Below are 19132 nucleotides of genomic sequence, written 5' to 3' on the forward strand. Positions count from 1 at the left end.
AAATATATCGAAGCTTAATACATCAAACACATATCGAGCGTTGAGCTTTATAAAAACTTTTACGGATATTTATTATGACTGCTTGGTTAGCCATCATTGCCCCCGCTTGGATCGCTGGCAGTATTTTAGCGCTACTATCAGCGCCTTTAGGTTGCTTAGTCTTGTGGCGACGCATGGCCTTTTTTTCTGATGCTTTAGCACATGGTACCTTGCTTGGCGTGGCTTTAGCAGTATGGTGGCAATTACCTATGGGCATTGGCATTGCCTTGGTCAGCGTCATGGTAGTGCTAGGGCTGGTATTAATCGATGATGAGCGCCTGCCTGTCGATGCGGTTTTGGCGGTCGTGGCGGTTTCATTGTTATGCTTAGGCTTATTGGCTTTGACCCAGTTGACTGACCAACAAGCAAACGTACTGGGGTTTTTGTTTGGTAATTTGCTAGAGCTTGATTGGGCAGACTTGCCCTTACTTGCTGGTAGCGTGCTGGTAGGGCTCGGTCTACTTATGTATATATGGCCTGCACAAATTAAGCTTGCCACTCATGAAGCACTGGCGCGTATTCAAGGTGTTAATCCGACACGCCAGCGGCTGTTCTTCATGGGCGTATTGGCGGGATTTTGTGCGATTGCCCTGCAAGCGGTTGGTAGCTTACTAATTAGTGGTTTATTGGTATTACCAGCATTAACGGCACGTTTGTGGTCATCATCGCCAAAACAAATGGTCGTTATATCGCTACTGATCGCACAGCTTGGCGTGACACTAGGCGTTTGGGGAAGCATCTGGCTAGATATTCAGACAGGACTTGCTATCGTATTAATATTAGCCATTTTATTTTTTATCGCGCTGATTTTCTCAAAGCTCAGCACTGCAAAAATTTGGTCAGCGCGCCGTTAGACACATTATGGTTCACATAAAGCCGCTGGTTTTTTATCCTCTTATCCAACTTTATTTCATCAATATGATAGAGCTTTCATTGACTTTATGTTATAAACTTGCCCTAATACCATCGACATACTAGCGGCGTCAAGCCAAAAAACATATTGGTCAGACCAAAATTCATTAGTCTACTCGATGCATGACATCTATTTATCTATCATTCGTTTTAACAGCATCACTTGTTTCGATACGATGAGGGACTGACCCAATGCTAAGCTACCCTGTTAATAAAATTAGCACACCAGATGAACAGGTAAACATACTACAAATCACAGATTTGCATTTATCAACGCCCGTTTCTTCTAGTGTTGATGGCGATACTAACAATAGCGAAGCCACTGTCTGTCAGCAATGCTTTGAAACAGTACTACAGCAAGCATTGAGTAGCGACATTCGCTGCGATTTGATTATCGTGACTGGCGACTTAGTCAATGAAGTAAAACCCGCTATTTACGATCATATTTTTGAGGTATTGCAAGCCACCAATATTCCTTTTGCTTGTATCGCAGGCAATCATGATGTGACGGATGAGATAGGCAGTGACTTGCCATTCTTTGAGCGCGAACTGATTGCTCAACCTGCTGACCCGCGCTTGCTAAGCCGGCATGTCATTGAGACTGATCGTTGGCAGCTGTTGTTATTAGACTCATCCATCACGGGTAAAGTCGCGGGCGAGATAACGCCTACCGATATTGACTGGTTATGCGAGAGACTCGATGCTTGTGATAAGCCTGCGCTGATTGCTCTACATCATCATGTCATTCCCGTAGACTCTGACTGGATTGACACGCATATGGCAGAGAATAGTGAGGCCTTTTGGCAGCATCTGTTAGGATTTGACCATCTCAAGGTCATTATCAGTGGTCATACGCACCAAGAGCAGGTTCGCCATCGTCAAGGTGTCACGGTCTATAGTACGCCATCTACTTGCTACCAGTTCAAGCCTTATGAGAATGATTTTTCCTATGATAAAAGCGTCCCGCCTGGTTACCGTTGGTTGCAATTAGCCAACAATGGAAAGGTTGCAAGCTGGGTAGAAAGACTGGATACTTAACGCCCAGATTTATTGGCACCCATACTGATGTAAGCCCTTATATCTCAAGCTATTGACTGACATTTCTGAGTTCAGAATACAATGACTGGCACGGTAAAAACGACATGATGATGAAAAATGACTTCATTATTGTCAGAAACAATGATACAACGTATAAAACGAAATGAGGACTGCCTAGTATCTGGTATTAGGTAGAATTATAATAGCTAGGATGGCTAAATCGATCACAGCTAAGTCTTCACAGTCAGTGATTTGTCGCATTATTAAGACAACGCTATTTAAATAAAAATATGCATAACCATATACCTGACCATTGATAGATTGCTTTAAGCATATCAAGATAACTGTACTATTAGATCCGCTGTGTTACTTGTGTTACCAAGTGGTAAAACGTTTTATAAAGGGACAAATTATAGCGTTTATGACATTGATAGCGTCTTGTCTTTTGATACGTCGTTTTATTGAATTAATTTGAAAAAAGTAGGATACCCATATGAGCACCCTGACCACGAATCCAAGTGAAGCTAAGTTTACTCCTTATGTGCCTGCCAAAGACGAAGAGTACATGTCTGATGCGCAGTTAGAGCACTTTAAGGCTATATTATTGGATTGGAAGAGCCAACTGATTGGCGAAGCGGATCGCACCAAGACTTATATCCAAGACGAGTCCAGTGCTATGCCAGATATCAATGATCGCGCCACCCAAGAAGAAGAGTTTGCCCTCGCATTGCGTACGCGTGACCGTGAACGTAAGCTCATTCGCAAAATTGATAAATCTATGTCAGAAATTGAAAATGATGATTATGGTTTTTGTGAAACTTGTGGCGTAGAGATTGGTCTGCGTCGTCTCGAAGCGCGCCCAACAGCTACCCAGTGTATCGATTGTAAAACCCTGTCTGAGATTAAAGAACGCCAAAATCAAGGCGCTTAAACGAATTACGATTCATCTCAATAGTAGAATGTAAGCATAAGCGACCATAACATGGTCGCTTATTGCGTTTTAGCTGGATGGTTTTTAGTCAATGAATCATGGCTGATGCAGAGCTTTAAGCTTGCTTATATTGATTTGCTAACAAAACAGACTCATTTCACAAATATCTTTTTACGGATATATTTATTATTCTATCTTCTACCTTTTTTACCGATAATTTCCTACTTTGAAAACTAACCTTATTCCTATGCCCACTCCAATCATACCAGTACAGCCGATTGGTCGTTTTGCTCCCTCACCGACTGGTGAACTGCATCTTGGCTCATTGACGACCGCGCTTGCCAGCTTTTGCCATATAAAATCCATTGGTGGTAAATGGCTACTGCGTATTGAAGACACTGATACCGAACGCTGTGATCAGCAATTTACTGAGCAAATCTTGATTGATTTGGAAGCGCTTGGATTGTACTGGGACGGTGATATCATTTATCAATCTGAGCGTATTGATATTTATAATGATTATCTACACTCAGCCCTGCATCCGCTCACTTATGGTTGTCAGTGCTCGCGTAAAGATTTAGAGCAATACTGGGCGCAAGAAGAGCTGAGCCCAGTTTATGATGCTAACCCATTGCAACCAAACAGGAAACGTTATCCACGTTGCTGTGTCAGCGCTGACCTTGATAGAGAGCAACATAAGCTACGCATACAGCTACCGAATTATAAGATTGGTTTTAACGATGGTATTCAAGGATTGCAGTGGGATAATCCTCAGCAGACATTGGGTGATATGGTGGTGCGTCGCCAAGATGGTATGATCAATTATATTTTGGCTGCCAGCCTTGATGATGGACTGCAACAAGTGACACATATTATGCGCGGTCTAGATATCCTACCCATGACGACAGCGCAAATCAGCATCATGGATGCCGCACGCTTACCTGCCATCGATCACTGGTATCACTTGCCACTGATATGTCATGCTGATGGACAAAAACTCTCCAAGCAAAACCTAGCACAACCCATTGATACACGAGATCCAAGTAAACTTATCGCCGATGCTTTACAACTATTACAGCAACCAGCCGTTGATAGAGACACACCTACTCGTATGTTAAAGCAAGCCATTGCTCAATGGGACAGTACGCCGATACAAGGCAAGCAACAGTTAAATATGCCCAATGAATAAGAATCAGCTAGCAAAAAGCGCCACTATTTAGCGACGCTTCTTTGGATAATGCCAGTCATGATGCATCGAGCCTATCACTAATGCTCAACCTATCAATAATAACGGCATTGGCTTTTTTCGATTTCAGGGCTTTCTTTATAAATTTTTAGCAATAATGCAACCATCACCAAACTAATCAACATCGAAGAGCCGCCATAACTGAAGAATGGCATGGTCAATCCTTTGGTTGGAATCGCGCCCATATTCATCGCCGCATTGATAATTGTTTGTGCTATGAACACCACACCGATACCAAAGGCGGTATAACTCATACGCATCTGCCGACGTTTGAGCGCGTTATAACTGATACGCATCGCGCTACCGATAATCAGCGCTTCGAGCACCAGTACCATAGTAACCCCAACAAAGCCTAACTCTTCCCCTGTAATGGCTAGTAGAAAATCAGTATGTGCCTCAGGCAAATGCGACAGTTTCTGTACGCTCTCACCATAACCAACGCCTGTAAATTGTCCACGACCAAAGGCAATCAAACTGCGTGCCAGCTGATAATCCGTGTCTTGCACATCATCAAACGGATCCATAAATGACATCACACGTACCAATCGGTACTGCGCTGTCGTCACCATCAATACCGCACCACCGATGGCAGCCGCGCCCAGTGCTAAAAAGTGCTTGTAAGGCGCACCAGCAATATAAAAAATTGCAAAGATGGTACCTAAAATAACGACAAAAGAACCAAAATCTGGCTGTGACAATAGCAGCATGGTGATGAGTGCCACCACCAACATAATCCGTAAAAAACCGTCTAAGCCGTTACGAACTTCAAAAGAGCGACGCACCACAAAATCAGAGACAAAGACAATCATCACCAACTTGGCCAACTCTGCCACCTGAAAATTAAATACCCCTAGGTTCAGCCAACGCTTGGAGCCGTTAATAGGCGTACTAAATAGGGTTGCCACTAGCAGCATGCCAGTGATACCCAATAAGATAAATTGGGTTTCAGTCTTATATAGTGTTCGCAGAGACACGCTGTAATAAGAAACCGTAGCGACCGTCAAACCGATCATCATATACAGCAGCTGGTTTTTGAAAAAGTGCAGCTCTGTCATGCCGCGACTGAGCGCAAAAGGAATAGATGCGGAAGCCACCATCAATAAACTGAGCACCAACATACAGCCAACACTCGATAGGAGAATGGCGCGTGCTGACGGCATAGAAAGAATACCATCTGAGCCAGATGCTTGCTTCGGTTGGGACGAGGAACGAAAAAGAGAAGAGAGCGCCATAATTTTATATACACTAACGAACGAAAAAACACGGCGTCTATTAAACGCCACCGTTTAAAAAATAGAAAATAGACAGTACCAGACAGATTACTAAGCAAATAAGCTGACCATTCATGTTGCTGACTGGCTATGATTGACAGTAGCAGCAATCTATAAGCAAAACAATCATTTATACAGAAAATGCGCGCGCGTCGTAAAAGTCAATTCAGGGCAATCCTATTGCATTGCTCTTCTTCTTTATTAAATACATGAGTTCTTTATTAAATGCTGAGATTCGCTAAGCACTTATCATGCAAAGGCTTAAATCACCAAACCTTTTATTCCGCAGTCATCATATCTGACGACTCAGTTGCTAATTGACCAACCAACTGACTGAAATGCTCACCGCGAGCTGCGTAGCCACTATATTGATCAAAGCTGGCACAAGCAGGTGACAATAGCACCGCTTGCACTTGCGATAGGCTGCTTGTCGTGACTTGTTGAATGGTTGTAAAGGCATTTTCTAAAGTTTGGCATTGATGTAACGCCACATCGGCGCTTATCTTAGCTGCTCGCAGATGCTGTTCGATCAGCGGCGCATCTTCACCAATGAATAGTACTTGGCTAACATACTGATTGATAAACGGCGTCAATTCACCAAACTGTTGAGCCTTACCTTGTCCACCCAAAATCAATAGTAGTTTACCGTCCTTTGGCGCATAGACTGCGCCCAGCCCTTCGATAGCTGCCATCGTTGAGCCGATATTGGTGCCTTTTGAATCATTGAAATAGTCAATGTCTGCAGCATTTGCCACATACTGGCAACGATGCTCAAGTCCAGTGAACTGCTGTAAGGTATTCAACATACTGCCTAATGGCAAACCAGCAAGTTCGCCTAACGCTAAGGCTGCCTGTGCATTGAGCAGATTATGACGACCTTTAATCAACAGTTTATCTGCCGACAGTAGTTTTTCTGTACCGTGGGCAAGATAAATCTGGCCTTCAGGAGTAGTAATAAGACCATATTGACCTTTATCAGGAGCATGTATACCGGTACTCACTCTGGGCAAATTATCAGCCACGAGCGGGCGCGTCAATGCGTCTTCGCGATTGATAACCACGGACTTAGCACCCTGAAAGATACGATGCTTGGCTTGATGATAGCCCAGCATATCACCGTGGCGATCTAGATGGTCAGGTGACATATTTAGAACCGTCGCCACTTGCGCGCCCAAATTGGTCACCGTCTCTAACTGAAAACTCGACAGCTCAAGTACCGCCAGTTCCATATCAGTATTATCAAGCAAGGTCAGCGCTGGCACGCCAATATTACCGCCGACACCGACATTGACACCAGCATCCGCGGCCATTTGCCCGACCAAAGTGGTCACGGTGCTCTTAGCATTAGAGCCAGTAATCGCCACTATCGGTACGGTACAAGCCTCACAAAATAGCTGAATGTCACTAACCACGGGAATATTCGCTTGGCGGGCAGCGGCGACGGCTTCGGTAGCAAGTGAGATACCGGGGCTTATAATAATACGTGCCGCTTGCTGCAAGAGCTCGGCGTCAATCGCCCCAAATTGGCGAATACTAATCTCAGCGGGCAGTTGATCTGCTAAGCTAGGTGTCGCCTGAGCATCAGTGACAGCAACCTGATAGCCTTGATTGGCCAAATAGCACGCAACTGATAATCCAGATTGTCCCAAACCGACCACGACTTGTAGACCACTGCCTTTATGAAGTAAGGCGTCTGTTGCAGCGTTGGTGGTCATATTTATTCCTTCTATTGGACGAGCAAAATGGCATCAAACAAAACTAGTATATAAAGAAGCAAAATGATGCCGTCAAGATGAGACGCATCATAACGGTATCGTTCAGATTTCGGTACTGGTTTTTTATGACGATGTGCTATTATGCGCCTGTTTTTATATTAAGTGGCTAATGCTATAATAGTTGCCTTAATCTGTAAGTGACTGGGTATTTACCCAAGCATTTTAGTTTAGCATGTTGTCACAGTTAGCACGCTATTGTCACTTCTGTTTGGCAAAGTTACTACTATAGACGGGTCATGTCGAGCGGCTATTTTTATTTGATAGATTATTTATTACCCTCTACCGCAGCATATCATTGCTGACGCTATTCGTTATTGTAGGTGCTCTTATAAACGCCCTGCTTTAAGCACCTTATTTTAACTATTTTTTTAGGTAATCTCACTGAATTTATCATCGTATCAATTATTGGTGAGCGTATTAGTGATACCAGTAAGTAAATCAGTAGACCTACTTATTACTGACCTTTAATAACTCAATACCGCAATATGACACAGCACATGTTGCCGTAAAAGAAAGATGAATAGCTACTTTTATAGCGACGCGATCATTTTATGAATGAGTAATGATTACTTTTTTGCCTCTAACCCTATGCAGTTTACTTATGACATCTTTTATTGATAACTTACGTGACGAGTGGTTTTCCAATGTTCGCGGCGACGTTTTATCCGGTTTGGTTGTTGCCTTAGCGCTGATTCCTGAAGCCATTGCCTTTTCTATTATCGCGGGTGTTGATCCAAAAGTCGGCTTGTATGCCTCATTTTGTATCGCGGTCGTGATCAGTTTCGTCGGTGGTCGTCCAGGCATGATTTCGGCAGCAACTGGGGCAATGGCACTGGTGATGGTTGACTTAGTCGCCGAGCATGGTTTGCAGTATTTGCTAGCTGCCACCTTATTGTGCGGTGGGATTCAGATTATAATGGGTATTCTAAAGCTCGGTAATTTGATGCGCTTTGTGTCGCGCTCGGTAGTCATTGGCTTCGTCAATGCGCTCGCGATATTAATCTTTGCCGCCCAGCTACCTGAGCTTAACCCAATGACTGAACGCGTTGGCATGACGGTTTATATCATGACAGCGGCGGGCTTAGCGATTATCTACTTGTTTCCGCTGATTCCTAAAATCGGTCGCGTGATTCCGTCACCGCTGATCTGTATCGTTGGTTTGACCGCTGTCGCCATGTATATGAATCTTGATATTCGTAATGTCGGCAGTATGGGCGATTTGCCTGATTCATTACCGATGTTCTTATTACCTGACATTCCATTAAACCTAAATACTTTACTGATCATCGCGCCTTACTCTATCGCACTTGCCATCGTTGGTTTATTAGAATCGATGATGACAGCGACTATCGTCGATGATTTGACAGATACGCCAAGCGATAAAAACCGCGAGTGTCGCGGTCAAGGGATTGCCAACGTCGTATCAGGTTTCTTCGGTGGCATGGCAGGCTGTGCCATGATTGGTCAATCTATGATCAACGTCAAATCTGGCGGACGTACGCGTCTGTCCACTTTGATGGCAGGTATCGTACTGCTCATTATGGTAGTGTTTTTAAGTGAATGGGTCAGTCAAATTCCAATGGCGGCACTGGTCGCTGTGATGATTATGGTCTCCATTGGTACTTTTAACTGGCAGTCTATTCGCGAATTTAAAACGCATCCGATGTCATTTAATATTGTCATGCTAGCGACTGTTTTGACCACAGTATTTACGCACAACCTAGCTTATGGCGTGGGCGTGGGCGTGCTGCTATCAGCGCTGGCGTTTGCCAATAAAATTGGTCAATTCTTAACGGTATTTAGCGAATATGATGAGAGTACTAATACCCGTTATTATTATGTGCAAGGACAAGTATTCTTTGCTTCTACGACTCAGTTCTTAAACAGCTTCGATACCAAAGAAGCTTTGGACAGTATTCAAATTGATGTCAGCCAAGCGCATTTTTGGGATGTCAGTGCCGTAGACACCTTGGACAAACTGGTCATGCGCTTGCAACGTGAGGGCATTGATGTCAAAGTGGTGGGACTCAATAATGCGAGCCGAACACTGATTGATCGCTTCTCTATCCACGATCGCCGAGATATTGGCTTATTGGATTAAACAAAGCCACGTCTATTTATTGAGCTAATATTGATTAACCGCTCATAAATAAACAGTTGAATAAACAGCTGCATTGGTGCAAAGGGTTGGGCATAAGCATTATCGCCCCACCCTTGAGCTAAGCAGCTGTCTTTTTATTCTGTCTTTTTAATATTGGAATAATGTGGTGGTCTTATGAGTAATTTGAAACCAGATAGTGTGATTGCCTGCTTGGACTGCCCAGACCACGTGCAAGCAGTGTTAGAAGCCAGCATGTGGGCCGCGACTCGTCTACAAGCACCTGTTGGACTGTTGCATTCTGTACCGAGCTTGCAGCAAAAAGCGGCGGTGAATTATTCAGGCTGCCTAAATATCGATGATGAAAACATGCTGCTTGAGCAATTCACCACCAAGGAGCACTTGAGTAATTGTGAGCTAAAAGCCCAAGGCAAGCTTTTGCTCCATCAAGCCACCACCTATTGCGAGCAGCAGCGACAAAAACTAAAAACCTATACCCTGCATCGCCATGAACACCTCAATGAAAGTATCGATTACGTCGATGACAAAGCACAATTGATCGTTATAGGTCACAATGTCACCTGCAAATCGACATTGAGCCAGTTAATTAGAGTCAGCCACTGCCCCATTTTGGTGACTCATGCACCATTTTTGCCCCCTACGACCGCGTTATTTGCTTTTGACAACAGTCCTACTTCACATAAATTGCTCAATTGGCTCTGCAAAACCTCACTGGTGCGCGCATTAACCGTTCATATCGTGATGGTCGGTAAAGAAAACTCTGAAAATTGCGATGCGCTACGCGAAGCTTATGCCCGGCTCAAACAAGCAGGCATCAAGTCTAAAAAAGCCTTGCTGGACTGCCGTGATGTCACTTCGGCTTTGAATTATTATCAAAATGAGAATGATATCGGTATGCTGATGACCGGTGCCTTTGGCCAATCTCGTCTGCGTGAACTTCTAAAAGGTAGCGACACAAAAAAGCTGCTCGGTAGCACCAAAACCCCCTACCTACTCTTCCCAAAGGTATAGGCTTTAGCCGATCTACACAGCCACTCCTCTCTCTTTGAGCGCAGAGCCTATACATCCATGTTAAGCTCTGCCGCTTACCGTATCACACAATTTTCTCTACTTTATCCTCAAGTGATTCGTTTCATATACCAAACTAGGTTAGCAAATCATCACAGGAAATAGTTGGATGGTCTCCCCAAGCACCTAAAAAGTTGGTTATAATAAAGTTTTCGTCAGTTCAACGCTAAAGGTTAATTCGCATTCTCTATGCTCATAACGATGGTTTATACCATTGCAGCATAACCAGTATTTTTTGCCATAACTATGGCTGTTTTTGAACAAACAAATCCAATCTTACCTATCCCCCTTGAGTAAATTGGCACAGTTCTTGAATGACTAATAGTAAGCATGGCAGCGATACGATGCACCACAATGCTTCGATCAACCTGCGGCATCACACAAATAAGGAATATTTTATGAAGCTAATCACTGCGATCTTAAAACCGTTTAAGCTCGATGATGTACGTGAAGCGCTTTCTGACATCGGTGTTAAAGGTGTCACTGTTACTGAAGTCAAAGGTTTCGGTCGCCAAAAAGGTCACACAGAACTCTATCGCGGCGCAGAATACGTGGTGGACTTCTTACCTAAAGTAAAAGTCGAAGTGGCTGTTATTGATGAGATGGTCGAACCTGCTATCGAAGCCATCACTCGCATCGCTAGCACGGGCAAGATTGGTGACGGCAAAATCTTTGTCACTGCACTCGAGCAAGTTATTCGTATTCGTACGGGCGAGACAGGCCCTGACGCTATCTAACGCGCAAGGCCATATAGACACAGATTTATAGATCATACCGATAGCTGTATTGCATCAATTCAAGGGGGAATTAACATGCAAAATCAAATCTTCGAGCTCCAGTACGCACTTGATACGTTTTACTTTTTAATGTGCGGGGCGCTCGTCATGTGGATGGCAGCAGGCTTCACCATGTTAGAAGCTGGACTCGTCCGCTCAAAAAACACCGTTGAGATTTTAACCAAAAATATCGCACTTTTTGCCACCGCTTGTACCATGTACATGATATGCGGCTATGCCATTATGTATGGTGGCAACTTATTCTTGAGCGGTATCGCGGGTAATGAAACGCTGGTAGCAGATGCCCTAGCAGCCTCCGCTGAAAACGGCTTTGACGGTGATTCTGTTTACTCCGCTGCGTCTGATTTTTTCTTCCAAGTGGTATTTGTTGCAACCTGTATGTCGATCGTTTCAGGAGCGGTAGCTGAGCGCATGAAGCTGTGGTCGTTCTTATTATTTGCTGTGGTGATGACTGGTGTCATTTATCCATTAGAGGGTAGCTGGACGTGGGGTGGCAATGATGTATTTGGTATGTTCAATTTAGGCGACATGGGTTTTTCTGATTTTGCAGGTTCTGGTATCGTCCATATGGCGGGTGCTGCGGCTGCATTAGCAGGGGTATTATTATTAGGTGCACGTAAAGGCAAGTATGGCCCTAATGGTGAAATACGCGCCATTCCAGGTGCTAACTTACCACTGGCAGCGCTTGGAACACTTATTCTCTGGATGGGTTGGTTCGGTTTCAATGGCGGCTCGGTGCTAAAACTGGGTGATATTGCCAGTGCTAACTCGGTTGCTATGGTGTTTTTGAATACCAATGCAGCAGCGGCAGGCGGTGCAATTGGTGCTTTAATAATAGCACGCATCATCTTTGGCAAAGCTGACTTAACCATGCTCTTAAATGGTGCACTCGCAGGATTAGTCGCTATCACAGCAGAACCCTCAACCCCATCTGCATTACAAGCAACACTGTTTGGTTTGATCGCTGGCGTTATCGTTGTGCTATCTATCTTAGCATTGGATAAAATAAAAATAGATGATCCAGTGGGTGCTATCTCAGTTCATGGTGTAGTCGGTCTGTTCGGTCTACTTATCGTACCAATTACCAATCCGGCAGCATCGTTCGTAGGTCAGATTGCTGGTGCAGCCACTATCTTTACTTGGGTATTCATCGCCAGCTTAATCACTTGGGCGGTTATCAAATTAGTGATTGGTCTGCGTATCTCTGAAGAAGATGAGTATGAAGGTGCGGATATAGCAGAGTGTGGTATGGAAGCATATCCAGAATTTGTGAGATAAGCTCTGAAGCCAATATTAAAATATATGTACTAAAAATCCCGCATTACCAAAAGGTATTGCGGGATTTTTATTTATAAATATTAGGTCTAATATTAAAAATAAAAGATAGGTTTATTTCTTTTTCCACGTTTGACTGCGTGAGAATGGACCGATATAACCTTTTAGATTTAAGGTGTTGCCACTCAAGTTTGCGGTCATACGATAGTCTTTGCCTTTTTCAGGATCAGTGATCGTACCACCACTATATTTGCCACCACCATCAGACTTTAAACCTTTAATAATGGTCGTACCAACGTGCTTTTTGCCTTTGGCTGAGTTGGTAGCGATAAGCGTACCTGTTAGTACACCGTTTGACTCAGTAATCTTTACGGTACCTTTTGGCTTACCTTCATCAAATGTCTGCCACGTGGTATTGGCCAAAGGATCAGCGGCGAATGCCATGCTTGCTAAACTGATACCTGCAACAGCTAGAGTGGTTTTGGTAAATAATTTCATAGACTGATTCCCTTCATACAATGATTACTCGAAACGTTATGTTTCTGATCTCCTAGGCTTATCCTTCGCTAAAATCCCTATTAACAGCCATGCGACTTTCTACTCTTTGGGAGTGGTTAGCGCATCTAAAAAAACTGCTCATCAAAATTTTATACGACATAAGCGATGTCTTGACTCATTATAAGCAATTTTAAGCTTTTGCCTAGTAATTTTTTTATAGTTTATTATTTCTATAAAAATTGAACTATATCAAATAGTTACAAAAAAGGATTGTCAATATTTTTATCCAACCGGTCATCTTTTTCTTTTGACTTATGCTGACTATTATTGTAAATGGAATTATTTTCAAATGCGTGAAGAATCTTGCTTGTTAGTTCATGTAACTGTTGTGCTTGCTCATATCCAGTAGCATCAAGAGTCAAATCAATATCGCCATATATAATAATTTTATCTGTTTGGTTCTCGATGATAAGCTCACCAATTTGCATGCTTTGGTGGTCATTGGCAAATGGATCAATCATTTGATTCTCCTTTTTATTAACAATATCTTGCGTAATTTTTGGATTTTTTGTACCTTTTATTATATATAGACTCGTGTCATAAAGGCATTATGCTTGCAATTGGGCGATTACCCACTCAAGAATCGCCCAAACAAACAGCACCCAAGCCGGCTCTTCTGTTGGCTCATCGGGCAACTCGGAGCTTTCACCCGCCTTTAATGGCAGATCAAATGCCTGTGTTTTAGTTTTGGCATCCAAGACGGGCAACACATCGATACCAATCCTGGTCGAGAGTTCATCAACACTAATAACCTCTATGCGCTCTGACTCATCATTGGGTGCATAATAGACCCCTGCTTGATTAATCGCTGGTATGTAGACGGCTTTAAAAAAATGACTGGGCACCAGTACACGATCTGCCAGTTGCTTGGTTGTTTTGCCAGTAAAGGCTACTCCTGTAATGCTATAAACCTCTCCATATTGCTGGGTCAAATAGCGAGTGGCTGATTCGATATTACGCCAGATATAGCGATTGTTGCGCGGTGACTGCGGGGCGATATTGGCAAGGCTAAAGCTATCATATTGTTGACTGCGATTCGCCATATCGGCATTGGGCGCTAAATGCCCGCGATCATAGCCAGAGCCTGAATAGTCGGACAATGAGGCGCGTGCGGATTTTGGTAACCTACTTTCTTCATGAAAGCTGTCTTCACGATCGATTTCTTTTGCTTGTTGTAAACGCTTGCGATCCAAATATTCTGCCGACCAAAGCGGTGTACGTGACACGCCAGAATACATAACGGCAAAACCATCCATGCATAAAGCTTGGGTTTTGTTGCTTAGCTTGGTATTAATAAACTCAGGATAGACACTGCCATAAAAGGACTCGCTACACTGGGTAAAGTCATCAGCATGCGCTGAAGTTATACTTACGACCACCGCCATCACGGTCATTGTAATACTGTTTTTCAAACGGGCATTGAGCCTACCGAAACTTATCATTCAACTTTCAACCATCTATGCTTGTCATTACGTATACGCTATCGTAGCAGGCGTTTGTAAAGAAAGAAAGAAAGAAAGATAAGGTGCAAGTCGTGACATTCTAGACAGTATCCGCTATACTAAGCCGTCTAAAAACGGTGAAGTGGGTGAGTGGCTGAAACCGCACGCCTGGAAAGTGTGTATGCGTTAATAGCGTATCGAGGGTTCGAATCCCTCCTTCACCGCCAATCTTATTCTGCTTAATCAAAGCCTCTAGCTTTTCCCATCTGTTCAAACAACTCCGAAATACCTTTTAATCCAAAATACTTTCTGAAATTTTTAATTACAAACCTCTTTTTGGCTTAATCTATTTGCCTATGTCATTTTGTAACCTTTTATTTATTACATTCCTCTCGCTTACGCCCCTCCCGCACCTTTACTTGATGTTTCGCTATTTTCTACCAACATCGCCGCAGCCGTTTTTTTGAGTATCACCCACTGTTCATCGTCGACATAGATACCTTCTTTCCATGCGCGCTGATGGGTTTCAAATAGCTCATCTGTCGATATTTTATGATTGAAATGCTGTATGTCCTGTTCAATATCAAAATTTTGGGTCGCAATTTCAATGACCATGTCATTGGTATTATAATTGGCTTGTGCTTGGTCAAAAAAGTATAAATCAGGATACACAAAACCTTGATTTAACGTAAATAATGTATGCTTGGGCACAGAGCCATTGTCCCATTTAGCCAAACAAGCAAAGCCTTTGGCAGCCAGCCCCACCAGCTCACTATAAGCCAACCAGCGGTTATGACAGTTCTGTAAATAAATATGAAAATGCGCCAAATCACCCATTTTTTCCAGAGCATAGTCAATGATAGTCGGCAAGTGACAAGCCAAGCTGCTACCATGCAAATCTAAACGAATAGCGCCGTCTTCTTGATAGACGATATCGATTGGCGTATCGTGCTCGGTTAAAATATACGGACTGGCATTATTAAAGTGTCTGATACCGTCCAAGCCCGCCATCTGTAGCTCAGCGACCATAGTAGCAATCACATCCGCTTCGCCTACTTCACGGTGCATCCCAGTAAAGGCTTTGTGTACTATCGTCACAATTTCATTATGCGATACGATCATGAGTCAAACCTCCCTGCTCTTTCGATAAATCGGGTAATAAGGGAAACAGCCATTCATCACTATGCACTTCTGCAAACAAAGGCGCACCTTGAAACAAGGTTATCCGCACCCAGCGATCTGATCTGGGATCGAACTTGGTGGCACCAAACATCGATAATTTACACCGTAACAGGTGCATGGGTAATGCAGTTTTATGCAAGACATTCATCTGAATATCGCCCAGTGGCTTATTTCCCATCGTCCAAACGCGGCGCGCAATCGAGCGATATTTTGGCTGATTTAAGATGAACTCTGAAATGAGCTGCTTTGGATCGGTGGGTTTCAACGCGAGATAAAGCTTATTTGCTTGCCGTGCGATGTCTAATGCAAGCTCACGATCAGCACCCGGTTCTTGCCCGCGCACGCCCATCCTTGGCTCTTCTTTATCCACCGAACGATACCAAAACCAATAGCTATTATCGGGCTGGCTAAAATCAATATTAATCGCCCACTGATAATGTAGCTCTAATACATCAATCAAATCTTGAATCACCTTGCCTTTCGGTAGCGACAAGGTTTCATCGGCATTTATTTTCTCTTGAAACGCATCAACACGCTCAGGATATAGCTCCATCAAGCAAGAAACGATGACCTCTTGGCTCTCAAGGCTTAGATGGTGATAGGCTTGCAAGAACTCTGCCCATATCGTGTAGTGATTAATGGTTGTCATCAAATTGTTTTGTAATACTGATAATTCCGCGACGACCGTTTCATTGAGTCTAATTTGCTGCTCATTGATGGTGACTATCTCGCCAAAATGCTGAATAGCTCGTTTGATTAAGCTGGCAAAATGTGCCGTTTCTTTGGGCTCAATCTGACATATCAATGTCGCTTGCAATGCTTCCTCACGGGTGGTCAGCCATTGATCAACCACGCAAGGATGATTGATCAAGTAAGGCGCCATACCCAGACCGGTGGCATTACCAATTCCCAAATAACGCTTAATCTCTGGATGCAGCTTGACTGCGTTGCTGCCACCTTTTTGCTGTGCCAAATAATCAACCCAATCTAAACTAAACTCACGTAGCAAATACACTGCACACATCTGCGCTCGAAACGATTGATCAAAATCTGCACTGTGATCTAACGGTTTGAAGTCATAAATACCAAACTTACCGTTGCCATAGACCGCCGTGGTACGCAATATATAACCCACCTGCGCGAGTATATCCAAATTTGGTTGCTGACCAACGGCGAGCGAGCTAACGATATGATCAAAGACCCGTACGCTCTTATTTGCTCGTGCCAGCACCATCACCATATTAGAGTTTCGACCTGCTTCTTGCAGCGGTACGTTGGCTTGTAGGTTACCCAGTAGCTCCTCACTTATCTCACCAAAGACCAAACCAAAGGTCACATCCCATTTTTGGGCAATCACCCTATCATTACGCTCTTCATCAGCCAGCTCATTACAAAATACCACCAGATGATACAGATGCTCTGGGGTATTGAGGCGATAAATAACCGTGCCATAGCCTTGCTCATCCAAATCCCACAAATGGGTACTGAGCGTCCATTGCTCTCTATCAATCTTACGCAGTAACGTGCGCACAAAGCTAATGCGAGTTTGGTGCATCGCGCCCAACCTTTCTGCATTCATAATCACGTCACGAGTACGAAATTCAGTACTAAGTTGAGGCGGCTTGACGTTAATACTTTCATTATTTGCATGAATCATATTCATAATTTCACTACCTTACCTAATATATTGAGCCAGCAGCTTTGTTAATAATCTCAATGATGATATCTATTGGTAAATAAGTATTCAGCCGTTTTGAGGATCGTTGTTTTGACCTTGACCGTTTGGTGGTCAATCAGTTTTTTGAGTAAGCTTTTTCTTAGCGAGTTTTTCTTCGCTAATTTTATGTCTTACCTCTACCTGATTAGGTCGATACAAGTCTTGCTCTCGCGCCATTTGCTGGGCAATTTGTGGCCCGTTCCATAGCGATGGCAGCAGGATAAAGGAGACAGGCACAGCGGTAATCACGATAAAAGACTGCAACGCTGTCACGCCACCTGAACCAAGCGAGATTAAAACAATCGCTGTTACCCCCATCATGATGCCCCAAAAGGTACGAATCATGGCATTTGGCTCACGCTCGCCACTGATGACCACACTGATGGTATAGGTCATCGAATCACCTGTCGTGACGATAAAAACAGTGGTTAAAATTAGAAATAATATCGAGGTAATTAAAGGAAAGGGTAATTGCTGGGTGACTGCTAATAGTGCACCAGGTAAGTTAAAGCCTTCAAACGCGCTACTGACACTGCCCGGATTGGCAATCTCAAACGCCAGACCCGAACCACCAACGACGGTGAACCAAAAGCAAGTAACGAGTGGCGCAATGATACAAACCGTGGTAATCAATTGACGAATCGTACGACCTCGTGAGATACGAGCAATAAATATCGCCATCATCGGGCCATAACCCAAGAACCAACCCCAAAAGAACACCGTCCAACCGCCAAGCCAGCCTTCATCACCGCGAAAAGTGGCCATCGGAATAAAGTTATCGACCATCGTGCCGACACCTTGAATATAACCATTGACGATAAAATTGGTCGGTCCAAATATCAAAATAAAGACCATCAGCGCAACTGCCAATATGACATTGAAGCGGCTGAGCAATTGCATGCCTCGAGCAAGACCACTGATCGCTGATAAGGTATAAAGCACAATCGCGAATATGATAATGATAAGCTGGGTGGCAAAAGTATCAGGAATACCAAACAATTCATTCAGTGCATAGCTGGTCTGTAGACCCAAAAAACCAATAGGGCCAATCGTACCCGCAGCCACGGCGACGATACAGCAAGCATCGATAATCGCGCCCGTTTGACCAGTAAGTACGCGCTCACCAAACATAGGATAAAGAAGTGTGCGAGGTTTCAGCGGCAAACCTTTGTCATAATGCAAATGCATGACCACAATCGCGGTCAAACTACCGACAATCGACCACGCCAAAAATCCCCAATGCATAAAAGATTGTGATAAGGCGTTAAATGCTCGTTGTTGCAAGTCTGGTGACTCACCGTATAAAGGAGGCGCTGACACGAAATGAGCAATAGGTTCTGCCGCCGCCCAAAAAACCCCACCGCCAGCCAACAATGTACAAAACAGGATGGCCATCCACTTGAAATTGTCCATTTCAGGCTTTGGTAAGTTGCCCAAAATCACACGACCCGTGCGACCTGCACCAACCGCTAAAGCGATGACGAAAGTAGCGAGAAGCAGAATTTGCCAAAAAGGGCCAAAGATATTGGCCGACCATTTAAAACCAACATCCACAATCGTTGCTAACTGTGCTTCTGCAAAAATAGCCATGAGCACAAAAATCGTAATAAACCCGCCACTATACCAAAAGGCAGGGTTTTTTAGCCCCAACGCATCAATATCGGCAGCAGCTGGTACAGCGCTGACCTTATCCGCTGTGCTATTGGCAGCGTTTGAGCGTCCTTGCTCACCTTGGTTAAGTCCCTTTAAATCGGCCATGATG

The 19132-nt window shown here is 43.8% G+C and carries 16 protein-coding genes and 1 tRNA gene; 9 read left to right on the forward strand and 8 right to left on the reverse strand.

The window, feature by feature from the left end:
• The first annotated feature begins 74 nt into the window (after positions 1-74).
• The 4 genes from ACI2JM_RS09710 (at position 75) to gluQRS (ending at position 4109) form a co-directional block, all read left to right on the forward strand.
• Positions 75-893 (forward strand): metal ABC transporter permease, encoded by an 819-nt coding sequence (locus tag ACI2JM_RS09710; protein ID WP_404643829.1) that lies wholly within the window; start codon positions 75-77, stop codon positions 891-893.
• Positions 894-1143: 250 nt separating this feature from the next.
• A complete protein-coding gene (locus tag ACI2JM_RS09715) occupies positions 1144-1989 on the forward strand; it encodes a metallophosphoesterase (protein ID WP_201599676.1) in 846 nt (281 codons plus the stop codon).
• Positions 1990-2482: 493 nt separating this feature from the next.
• A complete protein-coding gene (dksA, locus tag ACI2JM_RS09720; protein WP_045445865.1) occupies positions 2483-2920 on the forward strand; it encodes an RNA polymerase-binding protein DksA in 438 nt (145 codons plus the stop codon).
• A gap of 247 nt (positions 2921-3167) precedes the next feature.
• A complete protein-coding gene (gluQRS, locus tag ACI2JM_RS09725; protein WP_404643831.1) occupies positions 3168-4109 on the forward strand; it encodes a tRNA glutamyl-Q(34) synthetase GluQRS in 942 nt (313 codons plus the stop codon).
• Positions 4110-4201: 92 nt separating this feature from the next.
• Here the strand turns inward: gluQRS and ftsW are convergent, their stop codons facing one another.
• Entirely contained in the window at positions 4202-5398 is a 1197-nt protein-coding gene (ftsW, locus tag ACI2JM_RS09730; RefSeq protein WP_226950337.1) for a putative lipid II flippase FtsW, read from the reverse strand.
• Between the two features lie 317 nt (positions 5399-5715).
• Positions 5716-7152, reverse strand: coding sequence for a UDP-N-acetylmuramoyl-L-alanine--D-glutamate ligase (murD, locus tag ACI2JM_RS09735; RefSeq protein ID WP_404643833.1), 1437 nt, complete (start codon positions 7150-7152; stop codon positions 5716-5718).
• A gap of 661 nt (positions 7153-7813) precedes the next feature.
• Between murD and ACI2JM_RS09740 the strand changes: the two genes are divergently transcribed.
• From ACI2JM_RS09740 to ACI2JM_RS09755, 4 genes are all read left to right on the forward strand, one after another.
• Positions 7814-9313: a SulP family inorganic anion transporter gene (locus tag ACI2JM_RS09740; RefSeq protein WP_045445854.1), complete on the forward strand. Its 1500-nt coding sequence runs from the start codon at positions 7814-7816 to the stop codon at positions 9311-9313.
• Positions 9314-9487: 174 nt separating this feature from the next.
• Positions 9488-10342 carry a universal stress protein gene (locus ACI2JM_RS09745; RefSeq protein ID WP_045445851.1) on the forward strand — a complete coding sequence of 285 codons (855 nt, stop codon included), beginning with the start codon at positions 9488-9490 and terminating at the stop codon, positions 10340-10342.
• 455 nt (positions 10343-10797) lie between these two features.
• Positions 10798-11136, forward strand: coding sequence for a P-II family nitrogen regulator (locus ACI2JM_RS09750; RefSeq protein WP_010197981.1), 339 nt, complete (start codon positions 10798-10800; stop codon positions 11134-11136).
• Between the two features lie 75 nt (positions 11137-11211).
• Entirely contained in the window at positions 11212-12474 is a 1263-nt protein-coding gene (locus ACI2JM_RS09755) for an ammonium transporter (protein ID WP_045452414.1), read from the forward strand.
• Positions 12475-12585: 111 nt separating this feature from the next.
• On the opposite strand, the gene ACI2JM_RS09760 is transcribed toward ACI2JM_RS09755, so the two are convergent.
• From ACI2JM_RS09760 to ACI2JM_RS09770, 3 genes are all read right to left on the reverse strand, one after another.
• Positions 12586-12969, reverse strand: a complete 384-nt coding sequence (locus ACI2JM_RS09760; RefSeq protein WP_045445845.1) for a DUF2147 domain-containing protein — start codon at positions 12967-12969, stop codon at positions 12586-12588.
• A 257-nt stretch (positions 12970-13226) separates the two neighbouring features.
• Positions 13227-13490 (reverse strand): hypothetical protein, encoded by a 264-nt coding sequence (locus ACI2JM_RS09765; RefSeq protein ID WP_404643837.1) that lies wholly within the window; start codon positions 13488-13490, stop codon positions 13227-13229.
• 87 nt (positions 13491-13577) lie between these two features.
• A complete protein-coding gene (locus tag ACI2JM_RS09770) occupies positions 13578-14471 on the reverse strand; it encodes a DNA/RNA non-specific endonuclease (protein ID WP_404643839.1) in 894 nt (297 codons plus the stop codon).
• Between the two features lie 136 nt (positions 14472-14607).
• On the opposite strand from ACI2JM_RS09770, the gene ACI2JM_RS09775 reads away from it, so the two are divergent.
• A tRNA-Ser gene (locus ACI2JM_RS09775) sits at positions 14608-14698 on the forward strand.
• A 169-nt stretch (positions 14699-14867) separates the two neighbouring features.
• Here the strand turns inward: ACI2JM_RS09775 and ACI2JM_RS09780 are convergent.
• The 3 genes from ACI2JM_RS09780 to ACI2JM_RS09790 all read right to left on the reverse strand — a co-directional run bounded on the left by ACI2JM_RS09780 (position 14868) and on the right by ACI2JM_RS09790 (position 19128).
• Complete coding sequence (locus ACI2JM_RS09780; protein WP_270895373.1) at positions 14868-15593, reverse strand: DUF3726 domain-containing protein; 726 nt, start codon at positions 15591-15593, stop codon at positions 14868-14870.
• The gene (locus ACI2JM_RS09785; RefSeq protein ID WP_404643841.1) at positions 15577-17316 is read right to left on the reverse strand and encodes a hypothetical protein; all 1740 of its coding nucleotides are present in this window, start codon (positions 17314-17316) and stop codon (positions 15577-15579) included. Before ACI2JM_RS09785 ends, ACI2JM_RS09780 begins: the two co-directional genes overlap by 17 nt.
• Before the next feature lie 126 nt (positions 17317-17442).
• On the reverse strand, positions 17443-19128 hold the full coding sequence (locus tag ACI2JM_RS09790) for a BCCT family transporter (protein WP_404643843.1): 1686 nt from the start codon (positions 19126-19128) through the stop codon (positions 17443-17445).
• Between the last annotated feature and the right edge of the window lie 4 nt (positions 19129-19132).

The sequence above is a fragment of the Psychrobacter sp. NPDC064578 genome (assembly GCF_044901245.1).
Taxonomy (GTDB): domain Bacteria; phylum Pseudomonadota; class Gammaproteobacteria; order Pseudomonadales; family Moraxellaceae; genus Psychrobacter; species Psychrobacter cibarius_C.

Coding starts and splice junctions, on each gene's coding strand:
- ACI2JM_RS09710 (WP_404643829.1), top strand. CDS start 75: ATGACTGCTTGGTTAGCCATCATTGCCCCCGCTTGGATCGCTGGCAGT.
- ACI2JM_RS09715 (WP_201599676.1), top strand. CDS start 1,144: ATGCTAAGCTACCCTGTTAATAAAATTAGCACACCAGATGAACAGGTA.
- dksA (WP_045445865.1), top strand. CDS start 2,483: ATGAGCACCCTGACCACGAATCCAAGTGAAGCTAAGTTTACTCCTTAT.
- gluQRS (WP_404643831.1), top strand. CDS start 3,168: ATGCCCACTCCAATCATACCAGTACAGCCGATTGGTCGTTTTGCTCCC.
- ftsW (WP_226950337.1), bottom strand. CDS start 5,398: ATGGCGCTCTCTTCTCTTTTTCGTTCCTCGTCCCAACCGAAGCAAGCA.
- murD (WP_404643833.1), bottom strand. CDS start 7,152: ATGACCACCAACGCTGCAACAGACGCCTTACTTCATAAAGGCAGTGGT.
- ACI2JM_RS09740 (WP_045445854.1), top strand. CDS start 7,814: ATGACATCTTTTATTGATAACTTACGTGACGAGTGGTTTTCCAATGTT.
- ACI2JM_RS09745 (WP_045445851.1), top strand. CDS start 9,488: ATGAGTAATTTGAAACCAGATAGTGTGATTGCCTGCTTGGACTGCCCA.
- ACI2JM_RS09750 (WP_010197981.1), top strand. CDS start 10,798: ATGAAGCTAATCACTGCGATCTTAAAACCGTTTAAGCTCGATGATGTA.
- ACI2JM_RS09755 (WP_045452414.1), top strand. CDS start 11,212: ATGCAAAATCAAATCTTCGAGCTCCAGTACGCACTTGATACGTTTTAC.
- ACI2JM_RS09760 (WP_045445845.1), bottom strand. CDS start 12,969: ATGAAATTATTTACCAAAACCACTCTAGCTGTTGCAGGTATCAGTTTA.
- ACI2JM_RS09765 (WP_404643837.1), bottom strand. CDS start 13,490: ATGATTGATCCATTTGCCAATGACCACCAAAGCATGCAAATTGGTGAG.
- ACI2JM_RS09770 (WP_404643839.1), bottom strand. CDS start 14,471: ATGATAAGTTTCGGTAGGCTCAATGCCCGTTTGAAAAACAGTATTACA.
- ACI2JM_RS09780 (WP_270895373.1), bottom strand. CDS start 15,593: ATGATCGTATCGCATAATGAAATTGTGACGATAGTACACAAAGCCTTT.
- ACI2JM_RS09785 (WP_404643841.1), bottom strand. CDS start 17,316: ATGAATATGATTCATGCAAATAATGAAAGTATTAACGTCAAGCCGCCT.
- ACI2JM_RS09790 (WP_404643843.1), bottom strand. CDS start 19,128: ATGGCCGATTTAAAGGGACTTAACCAAGGTGAGCAAGGACGCTCAAAC.